Origin of the sequence: Streptomyces shenzhenensis (assembly GCF_003688995.1) — a bacterium.
Taxonomy (GTDB): Bacteria; Actinomycetota; Actinomycetes; order Streptomycetales; family Streptomycetaceae; genus Streptomyces; species Streptomyces shenzhenensis_A.
In genome coordinates this window covers 114,377-138,217 of record NZ_PENI01000027.1, presented here as the reverse complement: position 1 = coordinate 138,217, position 23,841 = coordinate 114,377, and the positions used below count along the sequence as shown (strand labels likewise).

Sequence of the window (23,841 nt, the reverse complement as noted above, 5' to 3'; positions counted from 1 at the left end):
GCGGGGGTGAAGGCTTTGAGTGCGAGGTGCAGCATGACGATGGAGTCCTTGCCGCCGGAGAAGAGGATCACCGGTCGTTCGAACTCGCCCGCGACCTCGCGGAAGATGTGCACCGCCTCGGACTCCAGCGCGTCCAGATGCGACAGCGAGTACGGCGTGCCTGTGCCCTCGTCGGCCTGTGCGACGGTCGTCATGCCAGTCCCTTCTCGCTGAGCAGGGCGTACACCGACGCCGCGGACTCCTGCACGGTCTGGTGCTGCGACGCGATCCGCAGATCGGGCGCCTCGGGCTCCTCGTACGGGTCGTCGACGCCCGTCAGCCCGGTCAGCTCGCCCGCCGCCTGCCTGGCGTACAGGCCCTTCACGTCCCGCTCGCTGCACACCTCGACCGGGGTCGCCACATGCACCTCGACGTACGACGTTCCGTTCTCCTCGTGGCGCTTGCGGACCGCCTCGCGGCTGTCGGCATAGGGCGCGATCACCGGGACGAGCGCCTTGACGCCGTTGCGGGCCAGCAGTTCGGCGACGAAGCCGATGCGCTGCACATTGGTGTGCCGGTCCTCGCGGCTGAAGCCGAGGCCCGCCGAGATGAACTCCCGGATCTCGTCGCCGTCGAGCACCTCGACGAGGTGGCCCGCCGCGCGCAGCCGCCCGGCCAGCTCGTACGCGATGGTGGTCTTGCCGGCACTCGGCAGACCCGTGAGCCAGACGGTGGCTCCGGTCGTCACGTGTGTCTCCTCGGTCTCTGTCTCGGTCTCGGGGATCGTCATTCGTGCAGCCCGCACTCGGTCTTGGCGCGCCCGGCCCAGCGGCCGGCGCGCGCGTCCTCGCCCGCCAGCACCCGGCGGGTGCAGGGCGCGCAGCCGACGGAGGCGTAGCCGTCCAGCAACAGCGGGTTGGTGAGCACGCCGTGCTCGGCGACGTACGCGTCCACGTCGTCCTGGGTCCAGCGGGCGATCGGGGCGATCTTGACCTTCTGCCGCTTCGCGTCCCAGCCGACGACCGGGGTGCCGGCACGGGTCGGGGACTCGTCGCGGCGCAGGCCGGTCGCCCAGGCCTGATAGTCCTCGAGGCCCTCCTCCAGGGGCTGCACCTTGCGCAGCCGGCAGCACAGGTCGGGGTCGCGGTCGTGCAGCTTCGGGCCGTACGCGGCGTCCTGTTCGGCGACCGACCGGCGCGGGGTGAGCGTGATGACGTTGACGTCCATCACCGCCTCGACCGCGTCGCGGGTGCCGATGGTCTCGGGGAAGTGGTAGCCGGTGTCGAGGAACACGACGTCGACGCCCTTCATGACCCGCGAGGCCAGATGGGCGACCACCGCGTCCTCCATCGAGGACGTCACACAGAAGCGGCGGCCGAAGGTGTCCACCGCCCACTGGAGGATCTCGAGCGCGGACGCGTTCTCCAGCTCACGTCCCGCCTGCTCGGCGAGTGCCCGCAACTCCTCGCTCGTACGGTCTTCCTGAGCGGTCGTCATAGGTGATCGTGCCCTTCGTGGTCGGCACTCCCGCGGTTCACGCCCCGGGCCAGCAGCCCGAGGAACGCCAGCCGGAAGGCGCGGTTGCAGGCCGCGCACTCCCAGGTGCCGTGGCCCTGCTCGCTCGGACGCAGGTCCTCGTCGCCGCAGTAGGGGCAGTAGAAGGGGGCGGCCCGCTCGCTCATGACAGGGCCTCCTCGGCGGCCCGCGCGGCCCAGGCGGCGAACCGCTCGCCGTCCGCGCGCTCGGCCTGGAAACGCTTCAGGACGCGCTCCACATAGTCGGGCAGTTCCTCGGAGGTCACCTTGAGGCCGCGCACCTTGCGGCCGAACCCGGCCTCCAGGCCGAGCGCGCCGCCCAGGTGCACCTGGAAGCCCTCGACCTGGTCGCCGTTGTCGTCGAGGACCAGCTGGCCCTTGAGACCGATGTCCGCGACCTGGATGCGGGCGCAGGCGTTCGGGCAGCCGTTCACATTGATGGTGATCGGCTCGTCGAAGTCGGGGAGGCGGCGCTCCAGTTCGTCGATGAGCGAGGCGCCGCGCGCCTTCGTCTCGACGATGGCCAGCTTGCAGTACTCGATGCCGGTGCAGGCCATGGTGCCGCGCCGGAACGGGGACGGATGCACGGTCAGGTCCAGCGACTCCAGGCCCGCGACCAGCGAGTCGACCTGCTCCTCGGTGACGTCCAGCACGATCATCTTCTGCTCGACGGTGGTCCGCACCCGGCCCGAGCCGTGCGCCTCGGCGAGGTCGGCGATCTTGGCCAGCGTGGTGCCGTCCACCCGGCCGACCCGCGGGGCGAAGCCGACGTAGAACCGGCCGTCCCGCTGCCGGTGCACCCCGACGTGGTCGCGCCAGCGCTCCACCGGCTGGGCGGGCGCGGGGCCGTCGACCAGCTTCCGGTTCAGGTACTCGTCCTCCAGCACCTGCCGGAACTTCTCCGTGCCCCAGTCGGCGACCAGGAACTTCAGGCGCGCCCGCGTACGGAGGCGCCGGTAGCCATGGTCACGGAAGATCGAGATGACGCCCTCGAGGACGTCAGGCACCTCGTCGAGCGGGACCCAGGCGCCCAGCCGCTGCCCGATCTTCGGGTTGGTGGACAGGCCGCCGCCGACCCACAGGTCGAAGCCGGGCCCGTGCTCGGGGTGTTCGACGCCGACGAACGCGACGTCGTTGATCTCGTGCGCCACGTCGAGCAGCGGCGAGCCGGAGACGGCGGTCTTGAACTTGCGGGGCAGGTTCGAGAAGGCCGGGTTGCCGATGACCCGGCGGTGGATCTCCTCGATGGCCGGGGTGCCGTCGATGATCTCGTCCTCGGCGATGCCGGCGACGGGCGAGCCCAGGATGACGCGGGGCGTGTCGCCGCAGGCCTCGGTGGTGGACAGCCCGACGGCCTCCAGGCGGTTCCAGATCTCGGGGACGTCCTCGATCCGGATCCAGTGCAGCTGGATGTTCTGCCGGTCGGTGATGTCCGCGGTGCCGCGCGCGAACTCCTGCGAGACCTCGCCGATGACCCGCAGCTGCCGGGTGGTGAGGCGTCCGCCGTCGATCCGCACCCGGAGCATGAAGTAGGTGTCGTCCAGCTCCTCCGGCTCCAGGATCGCGGTCTTGCCGCCGTCGATCCCGGGACGGCGCTGGGTGTACAGCCCCCACCAGCGCATCCGGCCGCGCAGGTCGTTGGGGTCGATCGAGTCGAAACCGCGCTTCGCATAGATCGTCTCAATGCGCGTCCGCACATTGAGACCGTCGTCGTCCTTCTTGAACTGCTCGTTGCCGTTGAGCGGGGTGAAATGACCCGCGGCCCACTGGCCCTCTCCGCGGTGACGGCTCACCTTGCGGCGGGGCGCGGAGGCAGCAGGGTTCGGCGGAGTGGCGGCCATGGTGAATACGTCCTTCGGTACAGGCGGAAACGGCTCTGACCTGCGCTGCGGGCGCGTGGCGGCATGCCTGCGCGACATTGCGCAGGAGGAGGACAAAAGCGGGGAATGTCGGCTTCGCCGGGGCACTCAGCTCGCCGGACAGATGGCGCTGGACATGCGGCCGAGGTCGACGTGCCGCCGACTCACCAAGGCAATTCCAGTTCCAGACATGACGGAAGCGTGTCACGGCGTTCTGGACACAGTCCAGCTTCGTCCGTCATGCGGACATCCTTGTCTCGGTACGTGAGACAAGGGTGTCATCGGTCACATGTTCCGCGGGGAGTCTTGTCGACGCAGGTCAGGCAGGGTAGGCGCCGGGCCAGGGGCCCGGCGTGGGGACCTCCTGCTCGTCCTCGGTCCTGGTGTCGAACAGCCGGAACCCGCGGCGCAGATAGTTGTCCCGCGCGTACGCCCCGTCCTTGCTGCAGGTATGCAGCCACACCCGCTTGGTCGGGGTCCGCTCGGGCCATCGCTCCGCGAGGTCCCAGGCCCGGGCCGCGCCGTACGACAGCAGATGGCCGCCGATCCGCCGCCCCCGGAACGCCGGGAGCAGACCGAAGTAGACGATCTCCACGACACCGTCGTCCTGCGGGTCCAGTTCCACATAGCCGGCGGGCGTGCCCCGGTCGTGGGCGACCCAGGTCTCCACGCCGGGCCGGTCCAGGTGCTCGAGCCAGCGGGCGTGGCTCCAGCCGAGCCGGTCGGTCCAGCGGATGTCACCGCCGACCGAGGCGTAGAGGAAGCGGCTGAACTCGGGGGAGGGGACCTCGGCGCGGACGACCCTGACCTCGCCGTCGGGTGCGGCGGCGGGCAGCAGATCGGCCGGTGAGGTCTGCTCCAGGGACCAGGTGGTGACGGTGACGGTGCTCATGCGGGTCAGCGAATCATCTGACCCGGCGACCTGTCGATCAGCCCAGCGACCTGTCGATGGCGGTCAGCGGGACGGCGAAGAGCATCCGGTCGGTGACCGACCACACCTCGCCGGTCCGCTGCGCGTAGGAAAGCGACCCGGCGTCCTCGGCCCAGCAGTGGTGCGCGGCGTCCGAGCCGCAGCGCGCCGACCGCGCGCCCTCGGTGTCCTGGCGCCACAGGCTGCCGTGGCCGTCCAGGTCGCCGGGCGGGTGTCCCAGGTACCAGACGGGGCGGGCCGACCCCGGTGGCCGGTACGACAGCAGACCGCGGATCCCGGCGGCCCGTGTCGTGTACGCCTCCACCGCGTCCGCGCGTCCCGCGGCATCGGTGGCGAGCAGGCCGCTGCGGGCCGGGTCCGAACCGAACGCGTAGCGCCACAGCCGGGCCCGCCGGTCGCTGCCGGCGGCGGTCTCCTCGCCGACGACCAGGCTGTCCGGCGCCGTGCCGCGGTCCAGGGAGATGGTGCCCGGACACGGGGAGCCGGTCGCGGTGCACCGTCCCGCCGGATAGCGGTAGGCGGCGACGGCGGGCATCACATACCGGTGCCCGTCGGCCGACCAGCCGCCCGGCACCCGGCCGATCGCCGTGCCGTCGACCGTGGTGCGCTGGATGCGGTTCAGGTCGTAGACGTAGAGCGCATCGGCGCGGCCGGTGGCCGTGGTGACCAGCAGCTTGTCCTGGTACCAGACCATGCCGGAGACCTGCGAGGACAGGCCCCGGTAGTCACGGCCGTCGGCGGTGGGGATCACGAGGAGCACCCAGCGGTAGGCGAGCCGGGCGGGGTCGTCGGCGTCCACGAAGGCGACCCGGGCCAGGTCCCGGCCGGCGGCCGGTCCGTCCGTGCCGCGGTGCGTCGCGCCCGCGAGGACCACGCGGTGCTCGCCCCACAGCCCGTCGTCGTCCGCGTCCGCGGAGGTGGTCACCGAAGCGGTCCGCCAGTCCGGCACGGCGGTGTCGGCGGGGTCCCAGCAGTACGCGCGCTCGGGCTCCGGCGCGACTGGCAGCGAGTCCCGGTCGTCCGCCGCGCACTCGGCCGCGGTGCGCAGCGTCCGGTCGGCGCTCCGCAGCACGCTGTCGACACCGACCGGGCGGCCCATCCCCGAGGCCAGCCGGTCCAGCGTCCGGCGGGGCACCGGGCGCTCCTGGAGCCGCAGCTTCGCGGTGTCGGCGGCGGCCAGTGGCTTGAGCGGGCCCGGGTCGTCGGCGACCGTGGCCTGCGAGGCGCTGATCAGGGTGGCCGCCGCGGTGAGGCCCAGCGCGGTCCCGGTCAGGACGGCGCGCAGCGCCTGGCCCCGCCTGCGTCGGCGATGTCTGCCGCGATGCTTCATAGTTCCTCCCGAGGCGGGCCAACTGCGCCTGGCGATCCGTACGTTGATCGAGGAGCAGATGGGGAGGCCCGTAGCAGGATGCTACGGCAGGAGCGGGCCGCCGCGGCCGAGGACCCTGCAAATATGCGGAAGATACCGCCGGATGTACCGAATCGGCTGCGCCGCATATGCCAGGGGCCGTATCCTCTCATCGCTCGCGTGCCGCCGTGACCGCCGGAGCCGTCGAGTGGGGCAGCAGGTCGCGGATCTGCTCGGGGAGCAGCACCTCGACCTCGGCGTCCTCGCAGAAACGATACGGCCGGTGGCAGAGTAACGCCCCGAGATAGCGCCGCATCCGCGACAGCTCCGCGCGCACCGTCACCGTCCGGGACGGATCGCCGAACACGTCCTCGGCCAGGTTCGCCGCGCTGCGCCCGGTCCGGTGCACGGCCAGCAGATAGAGCAACTCGGCATGCCGCAGACTCAGTTCCCGCGACCAGGAGGCCGCACCCGCGGACACCGTCATCGACCAGCGGTACGGGCGCGCCAGATCCAGCACCATCCGGGTCGCGGCGGCCGGCTGCTCGTCGGCCGCGCGCACCAGCCAGCCCCCGGCCAGCGGCTCCACCGAGCAGGCGCCGAGCCCCGGCATCCAGCGCCGGCCCGCCGCCAGCGACTTGGGCAGCGTGATCCGCCGGGTGTACGGCACCCCCGTGACCGCCGCCGTCCAGCCGTTCCCGTCCACCACCAGGGCCCGCTCGTCCAGCCGTGCCAGCACCGGCGCCGCCACCGCGCGCAGCCGCTCCAGCGACCCGTGATGCTGCTCCCGCAGCCGCGCCTCGGCCAGTTTCGCGACCGAGTCGACCCATGCCAGCGTGGCCGGGTGCATGGTCTCCAGCGGGCCGCTGACGTCCACCACGCCGAGCAGCCGGCCGTCCCGCGGATCGGTGATCGGGGCGCCCGCACAGGTCCAGGAGGCGTGTGCGCGGACGAAGTGCTCGGCGGCGAACACCTGGACGGGCCGGCCCACCGCCGCCGCGGTGCCCACGCCGTTGGTGCCGACGACGTCCTCCCGCCAGTCGGCCCCCAGTTCGAAACCGAGGCCGTCGGCCTTCCGCAGCACCGACGTGGACCCCTCACGCCACAGCACCCGGCCGTCCGCGTCCGCGACCACCATGATGTGGTGGGCGACGTCCGCGACCGAAAGCAGCCCCTCGCGCAGCACCGGCAGGACCGGCGCGAGCGGCGACCCCTCCCGTCGGCCGCGCACCTCGTCGGGGCTGAGCGGCTCCAGCCGGAAGCCGTGGTTCGGGTCGACGCCGCCGCGCAGCATCCGCGCCCAGGACTGCTCGATCACCGGCCGCGGCGCGATCCGCGCGCGCCGGCCCGCGAGCGTGGCCTCACGCACCTCGCTGAGCAGCCGCGCCGCCTGCGCCGGGTCGGCGGCGGCGAGCTGCGCCACGTTCATCGGCGGGTTCGCCACTGGGCTCCTTCCGGAAGCGTACGAGCGGTCGTCGGCAAGTCACCCGGGCGTCGCTCTCCGGTTCGACTCCCGTTCTCATACTGCCGGTTCGGCCGTGCCGGAGGCATACACTCCGCGCACGGGCGTCGATGAGTTGCAACTCTTTGCAACCCTGGTGAACGGTCGAGTGGTGGCCAAAACTTGAGGTGCGTCGCCCAGGGCGGCGCTCGTGGCCCGTGACGGGCCCGAGACGGGGGTGGTGCCGTGTCGGCGCAGCACCACCCCCGCGACGCGTCCCCCGCTCAGGACTCCGGCCGCGCCCGGTCCACCACCGACGCCAGGTCCAGCGAGGGCGGCAGCGTCCCGAACGCGGAGCCCCAGTCGCCGCCCAGCCGGGACGCGCAGAACGTGTCGGCGACCTCGGGCGGCGCGTACCGCACCAGCAGCGACCCCTGGAGCACCAGCGCCATCCGCTCCACCAGCCGCCGCGCCCGCCCCTCCACGCTCTCCAGGTCGCCGAGTTCGGTCAGCAGGTCCTTCACCGCACCGTCCAGCCGGTGATCCGCGCCGCGCGCCCGGGCGACCTCCAGCAGGAAGGCGTCCAGCGCCTGCGGCTCGCGGCGCAGCGCCCGCAGCACGTCCAGTGCCTGCACGTTCCCGGCGCCCTCCCAGACCGAGTTGAGCGGCGACTCGCGCACCAGCCGGGGCAGTCCCGACTCCTCGACATAGCCGTTGCCGCCCAGGCACTCGGCCGCCTCCACCGCCAGCGGCGCACACCGCTTGGCCACCCAGTACTTCGCGGTCGGCACCGCGAGCCGCAGCAGCGCGAGCTCCCGCTCGCCCCCGTCGTCACAGGCGGCGGCCAGCCGCAGTCCGAGCGCCGTCGCGGCCTCCGACTCCAGGGCGAGGTCGGCCAGCACATTGCGCATCAGCGGCTTGTCGACCAGCCTGCCGCCGAAGGCCTCGCGGTGCGTGCAGTGGTGCACGGCCTGCGCCACCGCCTGCCGCATCAGCCCCGCCGAGCCGAGCACGCAGTCGATCCGGGTCGCGGCGACCATCTCGATGATCGTCGCCACCCCGCGCCCCTCCTCGCCCACCCGGCGCGCCCAGGTCCCCGCGAACTCGACCTCGGCGGACGCGTTCGACCGGTTGCCCAGCTTGTCCTTGAGGCGCTGGAGCAGGAAGACGTTGCGGCTGCCGTCCGGCAGCACCCGCGGGACGAGGAAGCAGGTCAGCCCGTCCGGGGCCTGCGCCAGCACCAGGAACCCGTCCGACATGGGCGCCGAGCAGAACCACTTGTGCCCGGTCAGCTCGTACGTCCCGGCCTCGGCGAGCGGCCGGGCCGCCGTCGTGTTCGCCCGTACGTCGCTGCCGCCCTGCTTCTCGGTCATGCCCATGCCGAAGATGGCGCCGGTCTTCTGCCCGGCGGGCCGCAGCTCGCGCTCGTAGACCGTGGACGTCAGCCGGGGCTCCCACTCCGCGGCGAGCGCGGGATCGGTGCGCAGCGCGGGCACCGCGGCGTGGGTCATGGACAGCGGACAGCAGGTGCCGGCCTCCACCTGGGTCCAGATCAGAAACCCGGCGGCCCGCCGCACCTGCCCGGCCGGGCGGACCCAGGCGGTGGTCAGGCCCGCCGCGATCCCCTTGCCCAGCAGCCGGTGCCAGGCCGGGTGGAAGTCGACCTCGTCGATCCGGCGGCCGTAGCGGTCGTGCGTGCGCAGCCGCGGCGGGTTCTCGTTCGCCTGCGCCCCCCACTCCTGCACCTGGGCCGAGCCGGCGGCCCGGCCGAGCGCGGACAGCTCGTCGCGCACCTCGTCGAGCAGCGCGGGGTCGGTGTGCCGTTCGACCGCCTCGGCCAGGGCGCGGTCCGCGGTGAACAGGTCGTAGCCGATCAGCGGGGGAGGCTGGTTCGTCACGGTGTGGGTGGTGGTGCCTGCCATGTCTGCGAACCTATCCGGGGCGACGGCGGAGGGCACCACAGTGACACAGCGGCGGCGCCGGACGCCGCGCCGGACCGTCGCCCGCCCCGACCGCCCCCGGAAGGTGAGGACGGCCCCGTGCGGCGGATACCTTTGGGTCGTGCAGCCAGCAAGTGAAATCCCCGAGCGGCCCTCCGGGCGCCTCCACCGGGCGCGCGCCCTCTACCGGAACGTCTCCAAGCGGAAGACCGCCTGGCTGCTGCTCAAGGACACCGTCAACTCATGCCTGGAGTACCGCATCCTGGGCCTGGCGGCCGAGGCGGCGTTCTTCACGCTGCTGTCGGTGCCGCCGCTGCTGCTGAGCCTGATCGGGCTGCTCGGCTACGTCGACGACTGGACCGGCGCCGACACGATCCACAGCCTGGAGACCAATCTGCTGGACGCCTCCCGCACGGTCCTGTCGGACAAGGGCGTCAAGGACATCGCGGAGCCGATCCTGCACGACGTGATGAAGGGCGGCCGGCCCGACGTCATCTCCATCGGTTTCCTGTTCGCGCTGTGGTCCGGCTCCCGCGCGGTGAACGTCTTCATCGACACGATCACCGTGATGTACGGCCTCGACGGCGTCCGGGGCATCGTCCGGACCCGGCTGATGGCGTTCCTGCTGTTCATCGTCGCGCTGCTGATCGGCTCGGTGGCGCTGCCGCTGATGGTGGCCGGGCCGGACGCGGTGGTGCGGATCGTGCCGTGGTCGGAGACGGTGGTGCAGGTCCTGTACTGGCCTGTCGTGATCGTGCTGTCCATCGCCTTCCTGACGACGCTGTACCACGTCTCCGTGCCCGTCCGCTCGCCGTGGATCGAGGACGTGCCCGGTGCGCTGGTGGCCCTCGCGATGTGGGTCCTCGGCAGCTTCCTGCTCCGCATCTATCTGACGCACACGATCGAGGGCGCCACCATCTACGGCTCCCTGGCCGCCGCGGTGGCGGTCCTGCTGTGGATCGGCGTGTCGGCGTTCGCGGTGCTCGTCGGCGCCGCCGTGAACGCCGCGATCGACCGGGTCTGGCCGGCCGCCGCCACGGCCGCGGCCCGCGCCACCAACGAACGGCTGCGCGAGGCCCAGGTCGCCGAGTACGTGGCCCGCACCGCCACGCTCCGGGACCCCGACGACCCCGATGACCCGGACGACCCCGACATGCCGTCCGAGTTCCCGGAACGCTGGTCCCGCTTCCTGCCCCCGGAGGACGTGACCGCGCGACTGCGCACCCACGTCAGAAACAACCACCACCCCAAGCCGAACGAGCCCAGCACCCCACCGGACAAGTAGCGCCCCCGCGCCCCTCGGCGGTCCGGCCTCGCCCCGACCTCCCCTGAGCGCGCGTCTACGCTGGCCCCCATGGATGCACTCGCCGGCCTGCTGGAGGGCCCACGCGCGCGTGGTGCCTTCCTGATCCGCGCGTGCTTCGACCCGCCGTGGGCCGTGCGGGTGGCCGACCGGGCCCCGCTGACGGTGATGCTCATGGTCCGCGGCGACGCCTGGGTCGTGCCGGACACCGGCGAGCACCTGCGGCTGCGCGCCGGGGACCTGGCCATCGCCCGCGGCCCGGCCCCGTACACCTGCGCCGACGACCCCGAGACCCCGCCGCAGGCGCTGATCCTGCCGGGCGGCGTGTGCAGCCACCCCGACGGGACGTCCCTGAGGGGCTCCATGGACCTGGGCGTACGCACCTGGGGCGACCGCGTCGAAGGGTCCACGGTGGTGCTGATCGGCACCTATCCGATGCGGGGCGAGATCGGCGGCCGGCTGCTGGACGCGTTGCCGCCGCTGCTCGCCCTCACCTCCGACCGGTGGCAGTGCCCACTCACCCCGTTCCTCGCGGAGGAGATCGTGCGCGACGAACCCGGCCAGGAGGTCGTCCTGGACCGGCTGCTCGACCTGCTGGTCATCGCCGCGCTGCGGGCCTGGTTCGCCCGCCCGGACGCGGCGGCCCCGGCCTGGTACCGGGCGCTCGCCGATCCGGTCGTCGGCCGCGCCCTGCGGCTGCTCCAGGACGAACCGGCCCGCCCCTGGACGGTCGCCTCGCTCGCCGCCGAGGCCGGGGTGTCCCGGGCGGCGCTCGCCCGCCGCTTCACGGACCTGGTCGGCGAGCCCCCGATGTCCTACCTGACCGGCTGGCGGCTCGCGCTCGCCGCCGATCTGCTGCGCGACACCGACGACACCCTCGCCGCGATCGCCCGCAAGGTCGGCTACGGCAGCTCGTTCGCCCTGTCCACCGCCTTCAAGCGGGTGTACGGGGTCAGCCCGCAGGGGCACCGGACGCGGGCGGCGTAGCCTGGCGTACGTGTACGAGGAGCGGGCGGCCCGGCTGACCGGCGCGGTGCTGTGGCGCAGCACCCCGGACGGCGCCGCCGGCGGGCCCGTGCTGCCGGACGGCTGCATGGACCTGCTGTGGAGCGAGGGCCGGCTGCTGGTCGCGGGCCCGGACACCCGGGCGTACGCACCCGAAGGACCGGCCCGTCGCTGGGCCGGCCTCCGCTTCCGGCCGGGCACCGCGCCCGCCTTCTTCGGCGTGCCCGCACACGAACTGCGCGACCGGCGGGTGGAGTTGGCCGAGCTGTGGCCCGCGGCGCAGGTGCGCCGCCTGGGCGCCCGCGTCGACGCGGCGGCCGACCCGGCGACGGCACTGGAGGAGCTCGTCCTGGAGCGGGTGGCGGACCTGGCGCCGCCCGACCCGTTCCCGAACCATCTGGTCGAGGCCCTGGAGGCGGGCCGCCGGGTGGCCGCCGCCGCGGACGAACTCGGCCTCGGCGCGCGCCAGTTGCATCGCCGCAGCCGCGACGCCTTCGGCTACGGCCCGAAGACGCTGGCCCGCGTGCTGCGCCTGCAACGGGCGCTCCGGCTGGCCCGGTCAGGGGTGCCGCTCGCCGAGACCGCGATCCGGGCCGGCTATGCCGACCAGCCCCATCTGGCCCGGGACGTACGGGAGTTGGCGGGGATGCCGCTGGGGCGGCTACTCGGCGGCGGGTAGCGGCGCGAACAGGTCGACGCCGTTGCCGTCGGGGTCGTGCACGGTGGCGTACCGCTGCCCCCAGAAGGCGTCCCACGGCTTCAGCTCCCCGTGGTACCCGGCGTCCACCAGGTCCTGGTACACGGTGTCCACCTCGGCCGGTGAGGCGCAGCGGAAGGCGAGCGCGACCCGGCCGCCGCCGGCCGGCGGGCGCCATCCGGGGTGGAAGGAGCGGACGGTCTCCTCGGTGTCCAGGGCGAAGGTCAGCCCGCCGGGCAGTTCCGCCTCGACGTGCGGCTGCTCCTCGGCGCCCGGAGGGAAGTCCAGACCGAGACGGCGGTAGAAGGCGAGCGAGGCGGCCGGATCGGAGGCGACCACGCCGAGCACAGCGAATCGTGGAGTCATGCCGTCACCGTAGGCGGGCCGCGGACGGCAGGTCTTGAACGAATCGGACCCGACCCGGCCCCGGCGCAAGGTGACGGTTCCCCGCGGGCCGGCGTGCGGGAGAGCGCCCCCCGGCTCTCGCCGGAAGCCGGGTCAGTGTTCCGGTCCGGGGCGGGCGGCCGTGCTGGTGCGGTGGACGAGCCGGGTGGACAGCTCCGCGCGCGTTCCCTCCGGGTGGTCGCCCCGCGTCATCCGCACCAGCAGCCGCAGCGCCGTGGCCGCCATCTCCGCCAGCGGCTGACGGACCGTCGTCAGCGCCGGGACGGACCAGCGGGCCACGGGCAGATCGTCGAAGCCGACCACGCTCAGGTCGTCCGGCACCGCGAGCCCCCGTTCGGCCAGTGCCCCGTACACCCCGGGCGCCATCCGGTCCGAGGTGACGAACACGGCCGTCGGCGGCTCGGCCAGATCGAGCAGGTCCCGCGTGCTCAGCCGGACCGCGGCCTCGTCGAGCCCCGGGTACCGCAGGTACTCGGCGCGCTGCCGCACCCCCGCCGAGGCGAGGGCGGAGCGATGACCGGCCACCCGCGCGTCGCCGCTCATCGTGCCCGGCCGCCCGGCGAGCACGGCGATCCGTTCGTGGCCCAGCGCCAGCAGATGCTCGGTCGCGGTCACCCCGCCCCGCCAGTTGGCCGCGCCGACCGAGACCACACCGGGCGGCGGCTCGTGCGCCGGGTCGATCAGCACGTACGGGACGCGGTGCTGGTCCAGCCAGGAGTACTGGGCGGGGGACAGCCCGGCCAGGTCGAACAGCACCCCCGACGAGCCCCGCGCGGCGAGCCGGTCCAGCCAGCCGCGCTCCGGGAGCCCGCCCGCGGTCCGGCCCGGCCCCGCGGACACCACCAGCTCCAGACCCGCCTCGTACGCCGCCTCCGCCGCCCCGCGCAGCACCGCGCCCGCACCGGGGCCGTCCGGCGCGGCCAGGACGAGGTCGACCAGACCGGGCGGCCTGGCCGCGTCGAACCGGGGTCTGCGGACATAGCCGAGCCGGTCCAGCGCCTCGGTCACCCGGCGGCGGGTCTCCGGCGCCACGTCCTCGCGGCCGTTGACCACCTTCGACGCGGTCGGCACCGACACACCCGCCTCGCGGGCCACCACGGCCAGCGTCGGACCGGCCGGCGCCTGCGCACTCCCCGTACGGACCATCGCCGAACCCGCCTCTCCGGCCCGCCCGAGGGCCATCGAAAGTTGCGGCCAACGCTGCTCCCGTGGCCTGTCAGAGCATCATCAAGAAAGCGCTTCCTACGATAGATGTGCCTCAAGGGCGCCGTGAAGGCAAGGGAATTCGCGGAATCCCGGCGACCCGGCTTTCGAAAACCGGAACACAGCGCATACCGCCGCACGGCACCCCGGCGTACGCCGAACAGCCCTCCGGGTGCTGTGCACCGCCGGAATACCGGCGGACGATGGGGTGCTCAGATGTCACCGGTGCAGGTGCGCGGCGGGAGGAGCTGGTGGGCGGATGACGGCGGACCAGGCGGGCCCCGTGGTCGACACCCCCTACGGGGCGGTGCGCGGCAGATACGAGCGCGGCGTCGCGGTGTTCCGCGGCATCCCCTACGCGGCCCCGCCGTTCGGGCCCCGCCGGTTCCGTCCGCCCGAGCCGCCGGAACCCTGGGACGGCGTGCGGGACGCGGGGTCCTTCGGGCCGACCGCGCCGAAGCCGCCGTACTCGGAGGCGTTCGCGCACTACCTGTCCGACCCGGTCGTGCCCGGCGACGACTGCCTCAACCTCAACGTATGGACCCCGGAGCCGGGGCCCGCCGCCCGGCTCCCGGTCCTGGTGTGGCTGCACGGCGGCGCCCTGACCCGAGGATCCTCCGCCGTGCCGGTCTACGACGGACACGCCTTCGCGCGCGACGGCGTCGTGCTCGTCTCCCTCAACTACCGGCTGGGCGTCGAGGGCTACGGACTCTTCCCGGACGCGCCCGCCAACCCCGGACTGCGCGACCAACTCGCGGCACTGCGATGGGTGCACGCGTCGATCGCGGCCTTCGGCGGCGACCCCGACCGGATCACCCTGGCCGGCCAGTCGGCCGGGGCGATCAGCATCGGCGCGCTGATCGCCGCCCCGCAGGCCCAGGGGCTGGTGCGCCGGGCGGTCCTGCAGAGCGGACCGCCGGAGGCCGCCGAGCGGGACAAGGTACGGCGCATGGTGCGCCGCCTGGCCACCCGGCTGAAGATCCCCGCCACCGCCGAGGCCTTCGCCGCCGTCGACCGGGATCTCCTGCTGCGCACCCAGGCCGAGGTGGGCCGGCTGAGCAGCCCCGTCCTGGGCGGCCCCGCCTTCGGCATCGTCGTCGACGGCGACCTCGTGCCGCGCGACCCGCTGGAGGCGCTGACCGAGGGGGACGCCGCGCGCGACGTCGACCTGCTCCTCGGCTGGACCCGCGACGAGTACCGGCTGTGGCTGGTCCCGGGCGGGCTGATGGACCACGTGGACCGGCTCGGCCCGGTCGCGCTGGCCGGCGCGATGGCCCGCTGCCACTGCGGCCATGAGGTGCCGCGCGGCTACCGCGCCCTGCACCCCGAGGCCCGCACCGCCGAGATCGTCGGCCAACTGGTCACCGACCACCTGCTGCGCCGCCCGCTGCACCGGCTGGCCGACGCCCGCCCCGGCTCCTCGTACGTCTATGAGTTCGCCTGGCCCTCCAGCCTCCCCGACCTCGGCGCCTGCCATGCCCTCGAACTGGGCTTCGTGTTCGACACCGGAGACGTCCCCGAGTCGCGGAAGCTGGCGGGCGAGGGCGGCCCGCGGGAACTGTGCGACGTGATGCACGGGGCCTGGGTGCGCTTCGCCGCCACCGGCGACCCCGGCTGGCAGTCCTGGGACGACAGCCGTCCGGTGCGGATCCTCGGCGACGGCGCCCCGTACACCGCCCACGGACCACGCGACCGCGAACTCGCCCTGTGGACGGCCGACGGCGCCCACGAGTCCGTTCCCGTCGGCGGGGCGCCGCCCGCGCGCGGCACCGAACTGGCCTCCGCCGTGCGCCGCCTGCGCCGCACGATGCGCGCCCGACTGCACTGACCGCGGCCGCCGACGCGGTTGTCGGTTTCGCGGGTTCGGCGATGCAGGCTTCCGTGCCCGGCCAGGAGGAGGAGCGTGTCTACGACTTCCGCGCCGCTCAGGCCGCCGCCAGCATCCGCGCGATCGACGCGATGGCCGGCGGCCCCACCCGGCAGCAGCCGCCGATCAGACGGGCGCCCGCGTCCCGCCACGCCTCGACCTGCTCGGCGTGGAAGTCGGCGGGGCCGTTCCAGGCGCGGGCCGTGGCGTCCCAGGATTCGCCGCTGTTGGGGTAGGCGACGACCGGCTTGCCGGTGACCCGGGCGGCGATCTCGACCGCCCGGCCGACATCCGCGGGGGCACAGCAGTTCACGCCGACCGCGATCACCTCGTCGGCGTCCGCGGCCAGGGCGAACGCCTCCGCCAGCGGCTGCCCGGCCCGGGTGCGGTCCCCGTCGACGGTGTACGACAGCCAGGCGGGCACGCCGAGCCCGCGCACCGCCCGCAGCAGGGCCGCCGCCTCGTCGGCGTCCGGGACGGTCTCCAGGGCCAGTACGTCCGGGGCGGCACCGGCCAGCACCTCCAGACGCGGGCGGTGGAAGCGCTCCAGCTCGGCCACGCTCAGCCCGTACCGGCCCCGGTACTCGGAGCCGTCCGCGAGCATCGCCCCGTACGGCCCGGCCGACGCGGCCACCCACAGCGGGCGCGTGATCCCCTCGGCGCGGGCGCGCCGCGCGGCGTCCCGGGCCAGCGCCACGCTGAGCGCGAGCAGCCGGGCCGCCTCCTCGCGGCCGATCCCGCGCCGCCCGAAACCCTCGAAGGTGGCCTGGTAGGAGGCGGTGATCGCGACGTTCGCGCCCGCCCTGAAGTACGCGAGGTGCGCCTCGGTGACCGCCTCGGGCCGCTCGGCCAGCAGCCGCGCCGACCACAACGCGTCCCCCAGGTCGTGCCCGGCGGACTCCAGTTGATCGGACATCCCGCCGTCGAGCACGACCGTGCCGGACCGGAGCGCCTCGGCCAGCGGGGGCGTCCTGTCGCCGCTCATGCCTTCGACGCTAACCGATGCCGCACCGAGCATGGGGCGGCCCTCACGAGAAATCCGTTCGAGGTCTGGAAAGCGCTTGTCCGGAGCGGTACGGTCCAGCCGCCGGCCTTGTCGCGGAGACGGAAGGGACCCGGGTGAGACGTTCCAGCGGCCTGCGCATCGCCGTACCGGCCATGCCCGGACCTAGGGTCTTTTGTTTGGATCAGGCCGGATCAGGGAGCGGGGTCTGGTGCCGTGGATCGCAAGGCGGAGGAGGGCGGCAGGGCGGAGCCCTGACAACCGACGACAACGCCGCGAGGCGCGGTGCCAGGGCCCGCGAGCCCGGCATGATCCAAACGAGAGGCCCTAGGCCCTGTCGTCAAATTCCCTCCCCCAGCCTCCGGCCGGGAGGTGCCCCCAGCCCCGCGACGCCATGCACGCTCCCCCGAGCTCTCCGAGCAGGGGGCACCCCCACTCGCCGCACCGGACACAGGCCCAAGTACGTCCAGTACGAGGGCCAGCGCCCGGCGCACCGAGAGCACGCTCCCCCAAGCTCTCGGCTCCGCTCGACCAGGGGGGACCCCCACGACGCCGCAGGGCCCGCCCTCCGGGCGGACGACGGGAGTTTGACGACAGGACCTAGCACCGCGCGACGAACTTCTCGCCCGGCATCCGGTGCCCAGGGGCACCGTGCGGGCGGGATGAAGCCCTGGGGCGCCCCGACCGGAACCGGGGCGCCCCAGGCCACCGCGGGTCCCGCCACGGCGGAACGAGCATCGAGCCGGTCCGCCTGTTGAACAGCTCGGCCGGCGGCCACGTACCAGCCGCTGTGGACGGCGCCGTGCCGCCCGGCGTACCACCAGGGCAGCGGGTGGCGGGCTTGGCCGAACGGTGCCCGGCAGAAGGGCTGACCGATCTCAGTGAGCGAAGCACATGTCCGTCGGCAGGTGTCGGGCCTGGACGGTCTCCGGGGCCTGGCGGCACTCTATGTGGTCCTGTTCCACTGCTGGTTGTACACCTTCCCGGGCTATCCCGAGAGTTCGGCGCCGGTCTGGCTGGACGGGCTGATGTTCGGGCGCCTCGCCGTCGTCTTCTTTCTGGTGCTGTCCGGATTCTCCCTGGCGATCTCCCCGGCGCGGCACGGTTGGCGGTCGGACGGCGTCGGCCGGTTCCTGCGTCGGCGTGCTTGGCGCATCCTGCCTCCGTACTGGGCGGCGCTGGCCATGAGCTTGGTCATTTCGTGGTTCGTGGTGCCGGCTTCGCACGCAGGGCCACCTACCGGCGCGTCAGTTCTGGTGTACGGCCTGGTCGCTCAGGACCTGGTCACCGCCCCGACACCGAACGGCGCGTTCTGGTCGATCGGCGTGGAGGCCGAACTGTATCTCCTCTTTCCCCTGCTCCTGTTCGTCCGGCGACGCTGGGGCGCGGCGGTCCTGGCCGTGTGCGTGACGCTTCCGGTGGTCGCCCGTGGGCTGACGGCGGTCGACGGGTCCCCTGTGGAGGGCGACAACTGGCTCGCGCCGCATCTCGCTCCCGTGTTCGTCGCGGGCGTGATAGGCGCGGGAGTCGTCACCGCGTCGGACAGGGTGCGACGCCTGCCATGGGGCCGGCTCGCCGTCCTGGCCGCCCTGCCCGTCCTGGCTCTCGGTGTCGTGCAGGGTTCTGTCTGGACGGTGAACCACTACTTCTGGGTGGATCTCGCCGTCGCTCCTGCCATGGCGATGCTTCTCGCCGCGGTCGCCACCGGTGAACCCGCCGTCCTCGTACGGCTCTTGACCACGCGACTCGTTCGCGGCCTCGGTGAGTTCTCCTACAGCCTCTACCTGATCCATCTGCCGATCGTCATGGTCGTGATCCGCCGGGTGGCCCCGCATTGTGTGCCGCCGGGCCTGCCCACATTCTGGTTCACGATCGTCCTGGGCCTGCCGGTCTCGATATGCGGGGCGTGGCTGTTCTCCCGGATCTTCGAGCTGCCGTTCAAGCGGAACAGATCCTGGAGATCCGTGCTCACACCGGACCGCCCGGCGACGAGCCCGTCCTGGCCGCGCGAGCCGGACACGGCAACTCGGCGATGACGACGGCATGGGTGACGCCGATGACCGCGGCAGCGCGGCCGACACAGGGATCTCGCCGGCGACCGTCACGAATACCTGCTCGATGATCAGACCTGCTTCGTCGCCGACCTCCAGGACTGGGCGTACCCGGCACGACCGCGGTCCGGCCGGAGTCACCTTGTGAACTTCTCGATGGCCGCCGGCGTGACGGGGGTGAAGAAGTTGACGAGGTTACCGTCGGGGTCGCGGAACAGCAGCGACCGGTTGCCCCAGGGCATCGTGGTGGGCTCGGTGACGAAGTCGGTGACGAAGCCGCTCAGGTTCTCGCGCACGCGGTCCACGTCGTCGACGAGGAACTCGGTGATCACGCTGTGGTTGTCCGCCGGGCGTGCGGAGTCCGGGGCGAACAGCGGGACGGTACGGGCGCTCGCGATCGCGAGGGTGGCGTGCGGGGTCCGCAGTTCGGCGAAGTCCTCGGTGGCCCATGCCGCCCGCACCCCCGTGGCGCGCTCGTAGAACTCGACGAGGCGCGCGATGTCGCCGGTGATGACGCGGATCGAGACGAAGTCCATGGTGATCTCCTCGGCCGATGAAGTCGCTGGGCTTCGCAGGCTAGGAGAAATAGCGGACAGAAACGGTCCCGTATTCGCATTACGCTGCGAACATGTCCCGACCCACCGGCCGCGTGCTGACGCTTCTGGAGCTGCTGCAGTCGGGCGGCACCCGGACGGTGGCCGAACTCGCCGATCGGCTCGGCGTCGACGGCCGCACCGTGCGGCGGTATGTGCACCAGCTGATCGACCTCGATGTGCCCGTGGAGTCGGTGCGCGGCCGCCACGGCGGATACCGGCTCGCCCCCGGGTACCGCCTGCCGCCGCTCATGCTCAGCGACGACGAGGCGCTGGCCGTGCTGCTCGGCCTGATCGCCGGCCGCCGGGCCGGCCTGACGGTCGCGGAGCGCACGGCGAGCGAGACGGCATCGGCCAAGATCCGGCGGGTGCTGCCCCGGCACCTCGCGCACCGGCTCGACACGCTCCTGGAATCTCTCGCCTTCACCGATCGGCCCGGCGAGTCCGCCACCCCGGACACCGGGGTCCTGCTGACCCTCGCCGACGCGGTACGCCACCGCCGGCCGGTCTCGATCAGATACACCGACGGCCACGGCCGGCGCAGCGAGCGCACCCTGCACGCGTACGGCATCGTCGCCCACGCGGGCCGCTGGTACGTCACGGGCACGGACGCCGGGATCGGCGAGGACCGGACCCTCAGGCTCGATCGCATCGCGGACGCGAGGACCCTGCCCGGCTCGTTCGAGGCACCCGCGGGGCCCGGTCCGGCGCAGCGCGTGCTGTCGGGGTTCGCCACGGCCGAGTACCGGTACGAGGTGACCCTGCGGATCCACGGGACGGTCGAGCAGATCCGCGCGCACCTTCCCGCCGCCGTCGCGCGCCTGGCCGAGCACGGGCCAGGGGAGGGCGAGGACCCGGCGGCCGAGTGCTGGCGGCGGGTCGACCTGCGGGTGGAGCGGCTCGACTGGCTGCCCGGGGTGCTCGCCGCACTCGACCGGCCGTTCACCATCGAGCGTCCGCCCGCACTGCGCGACCTCGTCAGCGCGCTCGCCGACCGCCTCGCGTCCCACGCCCACCGAGCCGACACGGACCCACCGCCATGACAACACCCGCCCGCCCAGAAGCCCCCTGTCCGTTGCGTGGATGTTTCGGGCGGTGCCGAAGCGAGGCGGGCCTAGCGTTGGGCGTATGAGCGACATCGCGCAGCAAGCCGTGCCGGAAGCGGTGCGGTCCTTCGACGAGCTTCACCGCCGTCCGGGTCCGCCCCTTGTGCTGCCCACGGCCTGGGACCACGCCTCCGCCGCCGCCCTCGCCGCACGCGGGTTCGCGGCGATCGGGACGACGAGCCTCGGTGTCGCCGCCGCGGCCGGGCTGCCCGACGGCGCGGCGGCGACCCGCGACCACACCCTCCGGCTCGCCCTCACCCTCGGCACCGAGCCGTTTCTGCTCTCCGTCGACGCCGAGGGCGGCTTCAGCGACGACCCCGACGAAGTGGCGGAACTCGCACGGCAGTTGTGGGCCGTCGGGGCCGTCGGCATCAACCTGGAGGACGGACTCGGGCCCATGGGCCGGCACGCCGCGAAGATCGCCGCCGTCAAGTCGGCCGCCCCCGGACTCTTCGTCAACGCACGGACCGACACGTACTGGCTGGGCGACGGGGCGGGAACCCGGGAACGGCTGGAGGCCTACCGACAGGCGGGCGCGGACGGCGTGTTCGTACCCGGGCTGAGCGACCCCGACGAGATCGCCGCCCTGGTACGGCATCTCGACGTCCCCCTGAACATCCTCTACTCGCCCACCGGTCCCACCGTCCCCCACCTCACCGACCTGGGCGTACGCCGGATCAGCCTCGGATCACTGCTGTACCGCAGGGCGTTGGGCGCCGCCCTGGACGCGATGGCCGACATCGCGGGCGGGCGCGCACCGCGTGGCACGACCCCCTCGTACGACGACGTACGGGCGCTGGAGCGGCGACCGGGATGAGCGCGAGGGCACGGACCCGTCCGGCGCGCGCTGGTACGGTGGAGGCTTTCCTGGGTAACAGACCCTTTGGACTCAGCACCGGCGAGGGACCGAGGAATCATGGACCTGGAGATCCCCGGCGAGAGGCGACTGGCGGCGGCCGTCGTGATGGACGAGCGGGAGCGGGTGCTCCTGGTGCGCCGCAGCGAGCGCGAGCGGTTCCTGCCCCGGGTGTGGGGCGTGCCGTGCGGGAAGCTGGAGCCGGGGGAGACTCCCGCCGACGGTGCCCTGCGGGAGCTGAAGGAGGAGACCGGCCTGCTCGGCGAGGTCGTCCGCCGGGTCGGCGAGTCCTCCTTCGTCAGCGAGTACCGCGGGCACGAGGTCAAGAACTGGCAGGACAACTTCCTGGTCCGGCCGTTGACCCAGGTCGTCACCCTGCCCGAGCCGGACCAGGCCCACGCCTGGCTGGCCCTCGACGAGCTGTCCCGCGTCGACATCGACGACTACAACCTGGACGTCGTGCGCCAGGCCGTCACGCGTACGAGTTCCTGAGCAGCTCCGCCAGGTCGTCCAGCGCGGCCAGATAGTCCGGCACGTCCAGCGGCACCTTCGGCACCGCCCCCGGATGCGGACCGGCCACCGTGAACACGTCCGTGTGCCGCCGCCGTCCGGCGCCGGTCTCCAGGAACAGCGTCACCGTCGGCGCGTCCGTGTCGCACCAGGCGCGGTGCAGGGTGTGCGCGGGCAGGGCGTAGGAACTGCCCGCCGTGTACTGCCCGACCTGGGTCAGCCGCAGCGGCGCCCGCCCGGCCGGCGCCAGCAGCCAGTCCCCCGTACCGTCCGACAGCGTCTCCTCGTAGCGGTCCGCCGCGACCCCGTCGCCACCCGCCTCGTACAGCTCCATCGCCAGCCGGCCCCGCACGATGCAGGAGGCCAGCGCCGAACGGTGGTTGTGGACATCCTCCTTGCCCGCCGCACCGGTGCCCGGGTGCCAGACGTGGGCGCGCAGCATGTGCCGGGGGCCACCGTCGATCAGCAGGAGCTTGTCGAAGCCGAGCACATGCCGGTACGACAGCCGGGCACACCCCGCCGGGTCGCCCTCGCCCGATGCCAACTCCGCGATCAGCTCCAACAGCCGTTCGGGAGAGCCCAGTTCGGCGACCACGGCACGGGCCGCGAGCACCCGTTCATGCTCGGGCAGCGCCCCGTCCAGGGTCTCGGCCAGCAACCGCTGTGCCACGAGGACCTGTCGACCGCCCATGCGCCCACCCTCCGACCGCCGTGCCCGCACGGCGTGTTCAACCATCCGGCTGATACATCCATACGGCATGGGTGCGCATCGCCGAAAGGCCTTGATAGGTCATCCACATGGGGCGGCGCAGCTCGGTGCCGTCGCCCCGGTCCCAGCTCCAGATGCCGTCCGTCTGCCCCGCCCACACAGTGGCGAACGCGCCGTCCAGCCGCTCCCGCCAGCGCGCCTGAAGACCGTCCGCCAGCACGACCTCCCGGGCGCCGGGCGTGGTCAGCGCGCGCACCAGCCAGGACGCCGTGAAGTGCCGTACGTTCAGCACCTCGTGCCGGGCCGGGTCGTCGGTGCGCGGCCGGCGCACCTCCTCGCGCAGATTCGTCACGTCCGGGCAGGTGTCGTGCCGCGCTTCCGGGCAGGCGAGCAGCCAGCGCACCCCGTCCTGGCGGGCCGCCCGCGCCGCCGCCGTCTCGCCCAGTACCCGCGCCGCCCGGTCCAGGGCGACCACGGCCTGCGCGGTGTGCAGCGCCGACGGCGGCCCGTACGGCGGCTGCAGCCGGTACGCCCAGCAGCGCAGGTGTTCCCGGCGCTCGTCGTCGAGCGCGCCGTCGACCAGGGTCTCGCACAGCTCGGGCAGGACCGGCGCACGGGGCGCGGCGCGCAGCAGACCGCGCAGCACGGTCGTGACGACATGGGTCGCGTCCCGGCCCGCCGGGTCGGACGCGCGGGTGAAACGCGCGGTGCACCCGGCCACTTCAGCCGCCACCCGGTCACCGGACGAACCGGCCCGCGCCAGCGCGCCCAGCACCAGCGCCGTGACCTCGGGCCGGGCCTCGGAGCCCTGGGTGCGGGCCGACCAGCCGCCGTCCGGCAGCCGCAGCCGCCACAGCGTCTCCACCAGGTCGCCCGTGCTCAACCGCCCGTCCGGCACCCCCAGATCGAGCATCATGTGCAGGCCGTACGCCGTGCTGAGCGCCGTGGGCGGCGACGCGCTGCCCTCGCCCAGCGAGTGCGACCAGCCGGTGAGCCGGCCGCGCACCGGATCGTCGACGACGGTCACCTCGCTCACCAGCGTCTCGTACGCGGCGGCGAACATCCCGGGCAGCGGGCCTGAGTTGGCGGACGCCGCCCGGACGGCCGCCGGAGCGGTCCGGCCCGCCGCGCCGGCCCGGACCCGCAGCAGTGCCGCCGCGAGCCACGCCGCCACGGCCGTACCGATGCCGCTCACCCCGGAGACCAGCCACTTGGCCGCCTCCCCGCCGAGCGAGTCCGGCAGCACCCCGAACAGGGCCTGGAAGACGCCGTATCCCGCGGCCGCGCAGCCCAGGCTCCCCAGCCAGCCGACGAACCGGGCCGGCGGCGAACCCGCGCCGGGCGCGGGCGCCGGATCGGTCGCGCCGGACATCGAGGGCCCACGTCCCAGCTGCTGTTGCGACAAGGCGCGCTCCCTCCCCCGGGACGGCACGACACATCCGCTCACTCTCGCGAAGAATCCAGTCTATGGGGTCGGCGGGACCCCTGGGGCGTCGGCCG

General features: G+C 73.5%; 24 protein-coding genes. 8 read left to right on the top strand and 16 right to left on the bottom strand.

The window, feature by feature from the left end; genetic code table 11:
* The 10 genes from CTZ28_RS33175 to CTZ28_RS33135 form a co-directional block, all read right to left on the bottom strand.
* Nucleotides 1–194, bottom strand: a 194-nt coding sequence (locus CTZ28_RS33175) for a phosphoadenosine phosphosulfate reductase domain-containing protein (protein WP_183154705.1), incomplete at its 3' end; no start/stop codon positions are given.
* Nucleotides 191–727, bottom strand: a complete 537-nt coding sequence (gene cysC / locus CTZ28_RS33170) for an adenylyl-sulfate kinase (RefSeq protein WP_398657240.1) — start codon at nucleotides 725–727, stop codon at nucleotides 191–193. The genes CTZ28_RS33175 and cysC, both read right to left, overlap by 4 nt.
* Nucleotides 728–765: 38 nt before the next feature.
* Entirely contained in the window at nucleotides 766–1,476 is a 711-nt protein-coding gene (locus tag CTZ28_RS33165; RefSeq protein ID WP_121893425.1) for a phosphoadenylyl-sulfate reductase, read from the bottom strand.
* The gene (locus tag CTZ28_RS33160; RefSeq protein ID WP_121893424.1) at nucleotides 1,473–1,661 is read right to left on the bottom strand and encodes a hypothetical protein; all 189 of its coding nucleotides are present in this window, start codon (nucleotides 1,659–1,661) and stop codon (nucleotides 1,473–1,475) included. Before CTZ28_RS33160 ends, CTZ28_RS33165 begins: the two co-directional genes overlap by 4 nt.
* On the bottom strand, nucleotides 1,658–3,355 hold the full coding sequence (locus tag CTZ28_RS33155) for a nitrite/sulfite reductase (protein WP_121893423.1): 1,698 nt from the start codon (nucleotides 3,353–3,355) through the stop codon (nucleotides 1,658–1,660). Before CTZ28_RS33155 ends, CTZ28_RS33160 begins: the two co-directional genes overlap by 4 nt.
* 126 nt (nucleotides 3,356–3,481) lie before the next feature.
* Entirely contained in the window at nucleotides 3,482–3,565 is an 84-nt protein-coding gene (locus tag CTZ28_RS49375) for a putative leader peptide (protein ID WP_309486338.1), read from the bottom strand.
* 127 nt (nucleotides 3,566–3,692) lie between these two features.
* The gene (locus tag CTZ28_RS33150; protein WP_121893422.1) at nucleotides 3,693–4,265 is read right to left on the bottom strand and encodes a GNAT family N-acetyltransferase; all 573 of its coding nucleotides are present in this window, start codon (nucleotides 4,263–4,265) and stop codon (nucleotides 3,693–3,695) included.
* A gap of 37 nt (nucleotides 4,266–4,302) precedes the next feature.
* Nucleotides 4,303–5,634 carry a hypothetical protein gene (locus tag CTZ28_RS33145; RefSeq protein ID WP_121893421.1) on the bottom strand — a complete coding sequence of 444 codons (1,332 nt, stop codon included), beginning with the start codon at nucleotides 5,632–5,634 and terminating at the stop codon, nucleotides 4,303–4,305.
* Between the two features lie 187 nt (nucleotides 5,635–5,821).
* Complete coding sequence (locus tag CTZ28_RS33140; protein WP_183154706.1) at nucleotides 5,822–7,081, bottom strand: GAF domain-containing protein; 1,260 nt, start codon at nucleotides 7,079–7,081, stop codon at nucleotides 5,822–5,824.
* A 296-nt stretch (nucleotides 7,082–7,377) separates the two neighbouring features.
* Nucleotides 7,378–9,015: an acyl-CoA dehydrogenase family protein gene (locus tag CTZ28_RS33135; protein WP_121893419.1), complete on the bottom strand. Its 1,638-nt coding sequence runs from the start codon at nucleotides 9,013–9,015 to the stop codon at nucleotides 7,378–7,380.
* A 139-nt stretch (nucleotides 9,016–9,154) separates the two neighbouring features.
* Here CTZ28_RS33135 and CTZ28_RS33130 point away from each other — a divergent pair, with 139 nt between their 5' ends.
* The 3 genes from CTZ28_RS33130 to CTZ28_RS33120 all read left to right on the top strand — a co-directional run bounded on the left by CTZ28_RS33130 (nucleotide 9,155) and on the right by CTZ28_RS33120 (nucleotide 12,020).
* Complete coding sequence (locus CTZ28_RS33130) at nucleotides 9,155–10,318, top strand: YihY/virulence factor BrkB family protein (RefSeq protein ID WP_121893418.1); 1,164 nt, start codon at nucleotides 9,155–9,157, stop codon at nucleotides 10,316–10,318.
* Nucleotides 10,319–10,387: 69 nt separating this feature from the next.
* Nucleotides 10,388–11,323, top strand: coding sequence for a helix-turn-helix transcriptional regulator (locus CTZ28_RS33125; RefSeq protein ID WP_121893417.1), 936 nt, complete (start codon nucleotides 10,388–10,390; stop codon nucleotides 11,321–11,323).
* A 10-nt stretch (nucleotides 11,324–11,333) separates the two neighbouring features.
* Nucleotides 11,334–12,020 (top strand): helix-turn-helix transcriptional regulator, encoded by a 687-nt coding sequence (locus CTZ28_RS33120; protein WP_121893416.1) that lies wholly within the window; start codon nucleotides 11,334–11,336, stop codon nucleotides 12,018–12,020.
* Here CTZ28_RS33120 and CTZ28_RS33115 read toward each other — a convergent pair.
* Entirely contained in the window at nucleotides 12,003–12,404 is a 402-nt protein-coding gene (locus CTZ28_RS33115; RefSeq protein WP_121893434.1) for a VOC family protein, read from the bottom strand. The genes CTZ28_RS33120 and CTZ28_RS33115 overlap by 18 nt on opposite strands.
* A 132-nt stretch (nucleotides 12,405–12,536) precedes the next feature.
* Complete coding sequence (locus CTZ28_RS33110; protein ID WP_121893415.1) at nucleotides 12,537–13,589, bottom strand: LacI family DNA-binding transcriptional regulator; 1,053 nt, start codon at nucleotides 13,587–13,589, stop codon at nucleotides 12,537–12,539.
* Between the two features lie 316 nt (nucleotides 13,590–13,905).
* Between CTZ28_RS33110 and CTZ28_RS33105 the strand changes: the two genes are divergently transcribed.
* Nucleotides 13,906–15,474 (top strand): carboxylesterase/lipase family protein, encoded by a 1,569-nt coding sequence (locus CTZ28_RS33105; protein ID WP_183154704.1) that lies wholly within the window; start codon nucleotides 13,906–13,908, stop codon nucleotides 15,472–15,474.
* 97 nt (nucleotides 15,475–15,571) lie between these two features.
* Here CTZ28_RS33105 and mmuM read toward each other — a convergent pair whose 3' ends face one another.
* Nucleotides 15,572–16,498: a homocysteine S-methyltransferase gene (gene mmuM, locus CTZ28_RS33100; RefSeq protein WP_121893414.1), complete on the bottom strand. Its 927-nt coding sequence runs from the start codon at nucleotides 16,496–16,498 to the stop codon at nucleotides 15,572–15,574.
* Between the two features lie 899 nt (nucleotides 16,499–17,397).
* Here mmuM and CTZ28_RS33090 point away from each other — a divergent pair.
* Nucleotides 17,398–18,552: an acyltransferase family protein gene (locus CTZ28_RS33090; RefSeq protein ID WP_121893413.1), complete on the top strand. Its 1,155-nt coding sequence runs from the start codon at nucleotides 17,398–17,400 to the stop codon at nucleotides 18,550–18,552.
* Between the two features lie 152 nt (nucleotides 18,553–18,704).
* Here the strand turns inward: CTZ28_RS33090 and CTZ28_RS33085 are convergent, their stop codons facing one another.
* On the bottom strand, nucleotides 18,705–19,103 hold the full coding sequence (locus tag CTZ28_RS33085; RefSeq protein WP_121893412.1) for a VOC family protein: 399 nt from the start codon (nucleotides 19,101–19,103) through the stop codon (nucleotides 18,705–18,707).
* Nucleotides 19,104–19,195: 92 nt separating this feature from the next.
* Between CTZ28_RS33085 and CTZ28_RS33080 the strand changes: the two genes are divergently transcribed.
* The 3 genes from CTZ28_RS33080 to CTZ28_RS33070 all read left to right on the top strand — a co-directional run bounded on the left by CTZ28_RS33080 (nucleotide 19,196) and on the right by CTZ28_RS33070 (nucleotide 21,614).
* Nucleotides 19,196–20,203, top strand: coding sequence for a helix-turn-helix transcriptional regulator (locus tag CTZ28_RS33080; protein WP_121893411.1), 1,008 nt, complete (start codon nucleotides 19,196–19,198; stop codon nucleotides 20,201–20,203).
* An 85-nt stretch (nucleotides 20,204–20,288) separates the two neighbouring features.
* The gene (locus CTZ28_RS33075; RefSeq protein ID WP_121893410.1) at nucleotides 20,289–21,083 is read left to right on the top strand and encodes an isocitrate lyase/PEP mutase family protein; all 795 of its coding nucleotides are present in this window, start codon (nucleotides 20,289–20,291) and stop codon (nucleotides 21,081–21,083) included.
* A gap of 99 nt (nucleotides 21,084–21,182) precedes the next feature.
* On the top strand, nucleotides 21,183–21,614 hold the full coding sequence (locus CTZ28_RS33070; protein WP_121893409.1) for an NUDIX hydrolase: 432 nt from the start codon (nucleotides 21,183–21,185) through the stop codon (nucleotides 21,612–21,614).
* Here the strand turns inward: CTZ28_RS33070 and CTZ28_RS33065 are convergent.
* Entirely contained in the window at nucleotides 21,595–22,323 is a 729-nt protein-coding gene (locus CTZ28_RS33065) for a hypothetical protein (RefSeq protein WP_121893408.1), read from the bottom strand. The genes CTZ28_RS33070 and CTZ28_RS33065 overlap by 20 nt on opposite strands.
* 37 nt (nucleotides 22,324–22,360) lie before the next feature.
* Nucleotides 22,361–23,746 carry a prenyltransferase/squalene oxidase repeat-containing protein gene (locus CTZ28_RS33060; RefSeq protein WP_121893407.1) on the bottom strand — a complete coding sequence of 462 codons (1,386 nt, stop codon included), beginning with the start codon at nucleotides 23,744–23,746 and terminating at the stop codon, nucleotides 22,361–22,363.
* Between the last annotated feature and the right edge of the window lie 95 nt (nucleotides 23,747–23,841).

What these genes read in the sequence shown, in the direction of transcription:
- CTZ28_RS33125 (WP_121893417.1), top strand. Translation starts at nt 10,388, where the DNA reads ATGGATGCACTCGCCGGCCTGCTGGAGGGCCCACGCGCGCGTGGTGCC.
- CTZ28_RS33140 (WP_183154706.1), bottom strand. Translation starts at nt 7,081, where the DNA reads ATGAACGTGGCGCAGCTCGCCGCCGCCGACCCGGCGCAGGCGGCGCGG.
- CTZ28_RS33080 (WP_121893411.1), top strand. Translation starts at nt 19,196, where the DNA reads ATGTCCCGACCCACCGGCCGCGTGCTGACGCTTCTGGAGCTGCTGCAG.
- mmuM (WP_121893414.1), bottom strand. Translation starts at nt 16,498, where the DNA reads ATGAGCGGCGACAGGACGCCCCCGCTGGCCGAGGCGCTCCGGTCCGGC.
- CTZ28_RS33075 (WP_121893410.1), top strand. Translation starts at nt 20,289, where the DNA reads ATGAGCGACATCGCGCAGCAAGCCGTGCCGGAAGCGGTGCGGTCCTTC.
- CTZ28_RS33105 (WP_183154704.1), top strand. Translation starts at nt 13,906, where the DNA reads ATGACGGCGGACCAGGCGGGCCCCGTGGTCGACACCCCCTACGGGGCG.
- CTZ28_RS33115 (WP_121893434.1), bottom strand. Translation starts at nt 12,404, where the DNA reads ATGACTCCACGATTCGCTGTGCTCGGCGTGGTCGCCTCCGATCCGGCC.
- CTZ28_RS33135 (WP_121893419.1), bottom strand. Translation starts at nt 9,015, where the DNA reads ATGGCAGGCACCACCACCCACACCGTGACGAACCAGCCTCCCCCGCTG.
- CTZ28_RS33160 (WP_121893424.1), bottom strand. Translation starts at nt 1,661, where the DNA reads ATGAGCGAGCGGGCCGCCCCCTTCTACTGCCCCTACTGCGGCGACGAG.
- CTZ28_RS33150 (WP_121893422.1), bottom strand. Translation starts at nt 4,265, where the DNA reads ATGAGCACCGTCACCGTCACCACCTGGTCCCTGGAGCAGACCTCACCG.
- CTZ28_RS33085 (WP_121893412.1), bottom strand. Translation starts at nt 19,103, where the DNA reads ATGGACTTCGTCTCGATCCGCGTCATCACCGGCGACATCGCGCGCCTC.
- CTZ28_RS33145 (WP_121893421.1), bottom strand. Translation starts at nt 5,634, where the DNA reads ATGAAGCATCGCGGCAGACATCGCCGACGCAGGCGGGGCCAGGCGCTG.
- CTZ28_RS49375 (WP_309486338.1), bottom strand. Translation starts at nt 3,565, where the DNA reads ATGTCTGGAACTGGAATTGCCTTGGTGAGTCGGCGGCACGTCGACCTC.
- CTZ28_RS33070 (WP_121893409.1), top strand. Translation starts at nt 21,183, where the DNA reads ATGGACCTGGAGATCCCCGGCGAGAGGCGACTGGCGGCGGCCGTCGTG.
- CTZ28_RS33155 (WP_121893423.1), bottom strand. Translation starts at nt 3,355, where the DNA reads ATGGCCGCCACTCCGCCGAACCCTGCTGCCTCCGCGCCCCGCCGCAAG.
- CTZ28_RS33065 (WP_121893408.1), bottom strand. Translation starts at nt 22,323, where the DNA reads ATGGGCGGTCGACAGGTCCTCGTGGCACAGCGGTTGCTGGCCGAGACC.
- CTZ28_RS33110 (WP_121893415.1), bottom strand. Translation starts at nt 13,589, where the DNA reads ATGGTCCGTACGGGGAGTGCGCAGGCGCCGGCCGGTCCGACGCTGGCC.
- CTZ28_RS33165 (WP_121893425.1), bottom strand. Translation starts at nt 1,476, where the DNA reads ATGACGACCGCTCAGGAAGACCGTACGAGCGAGGAGTTGCGGGCACTC.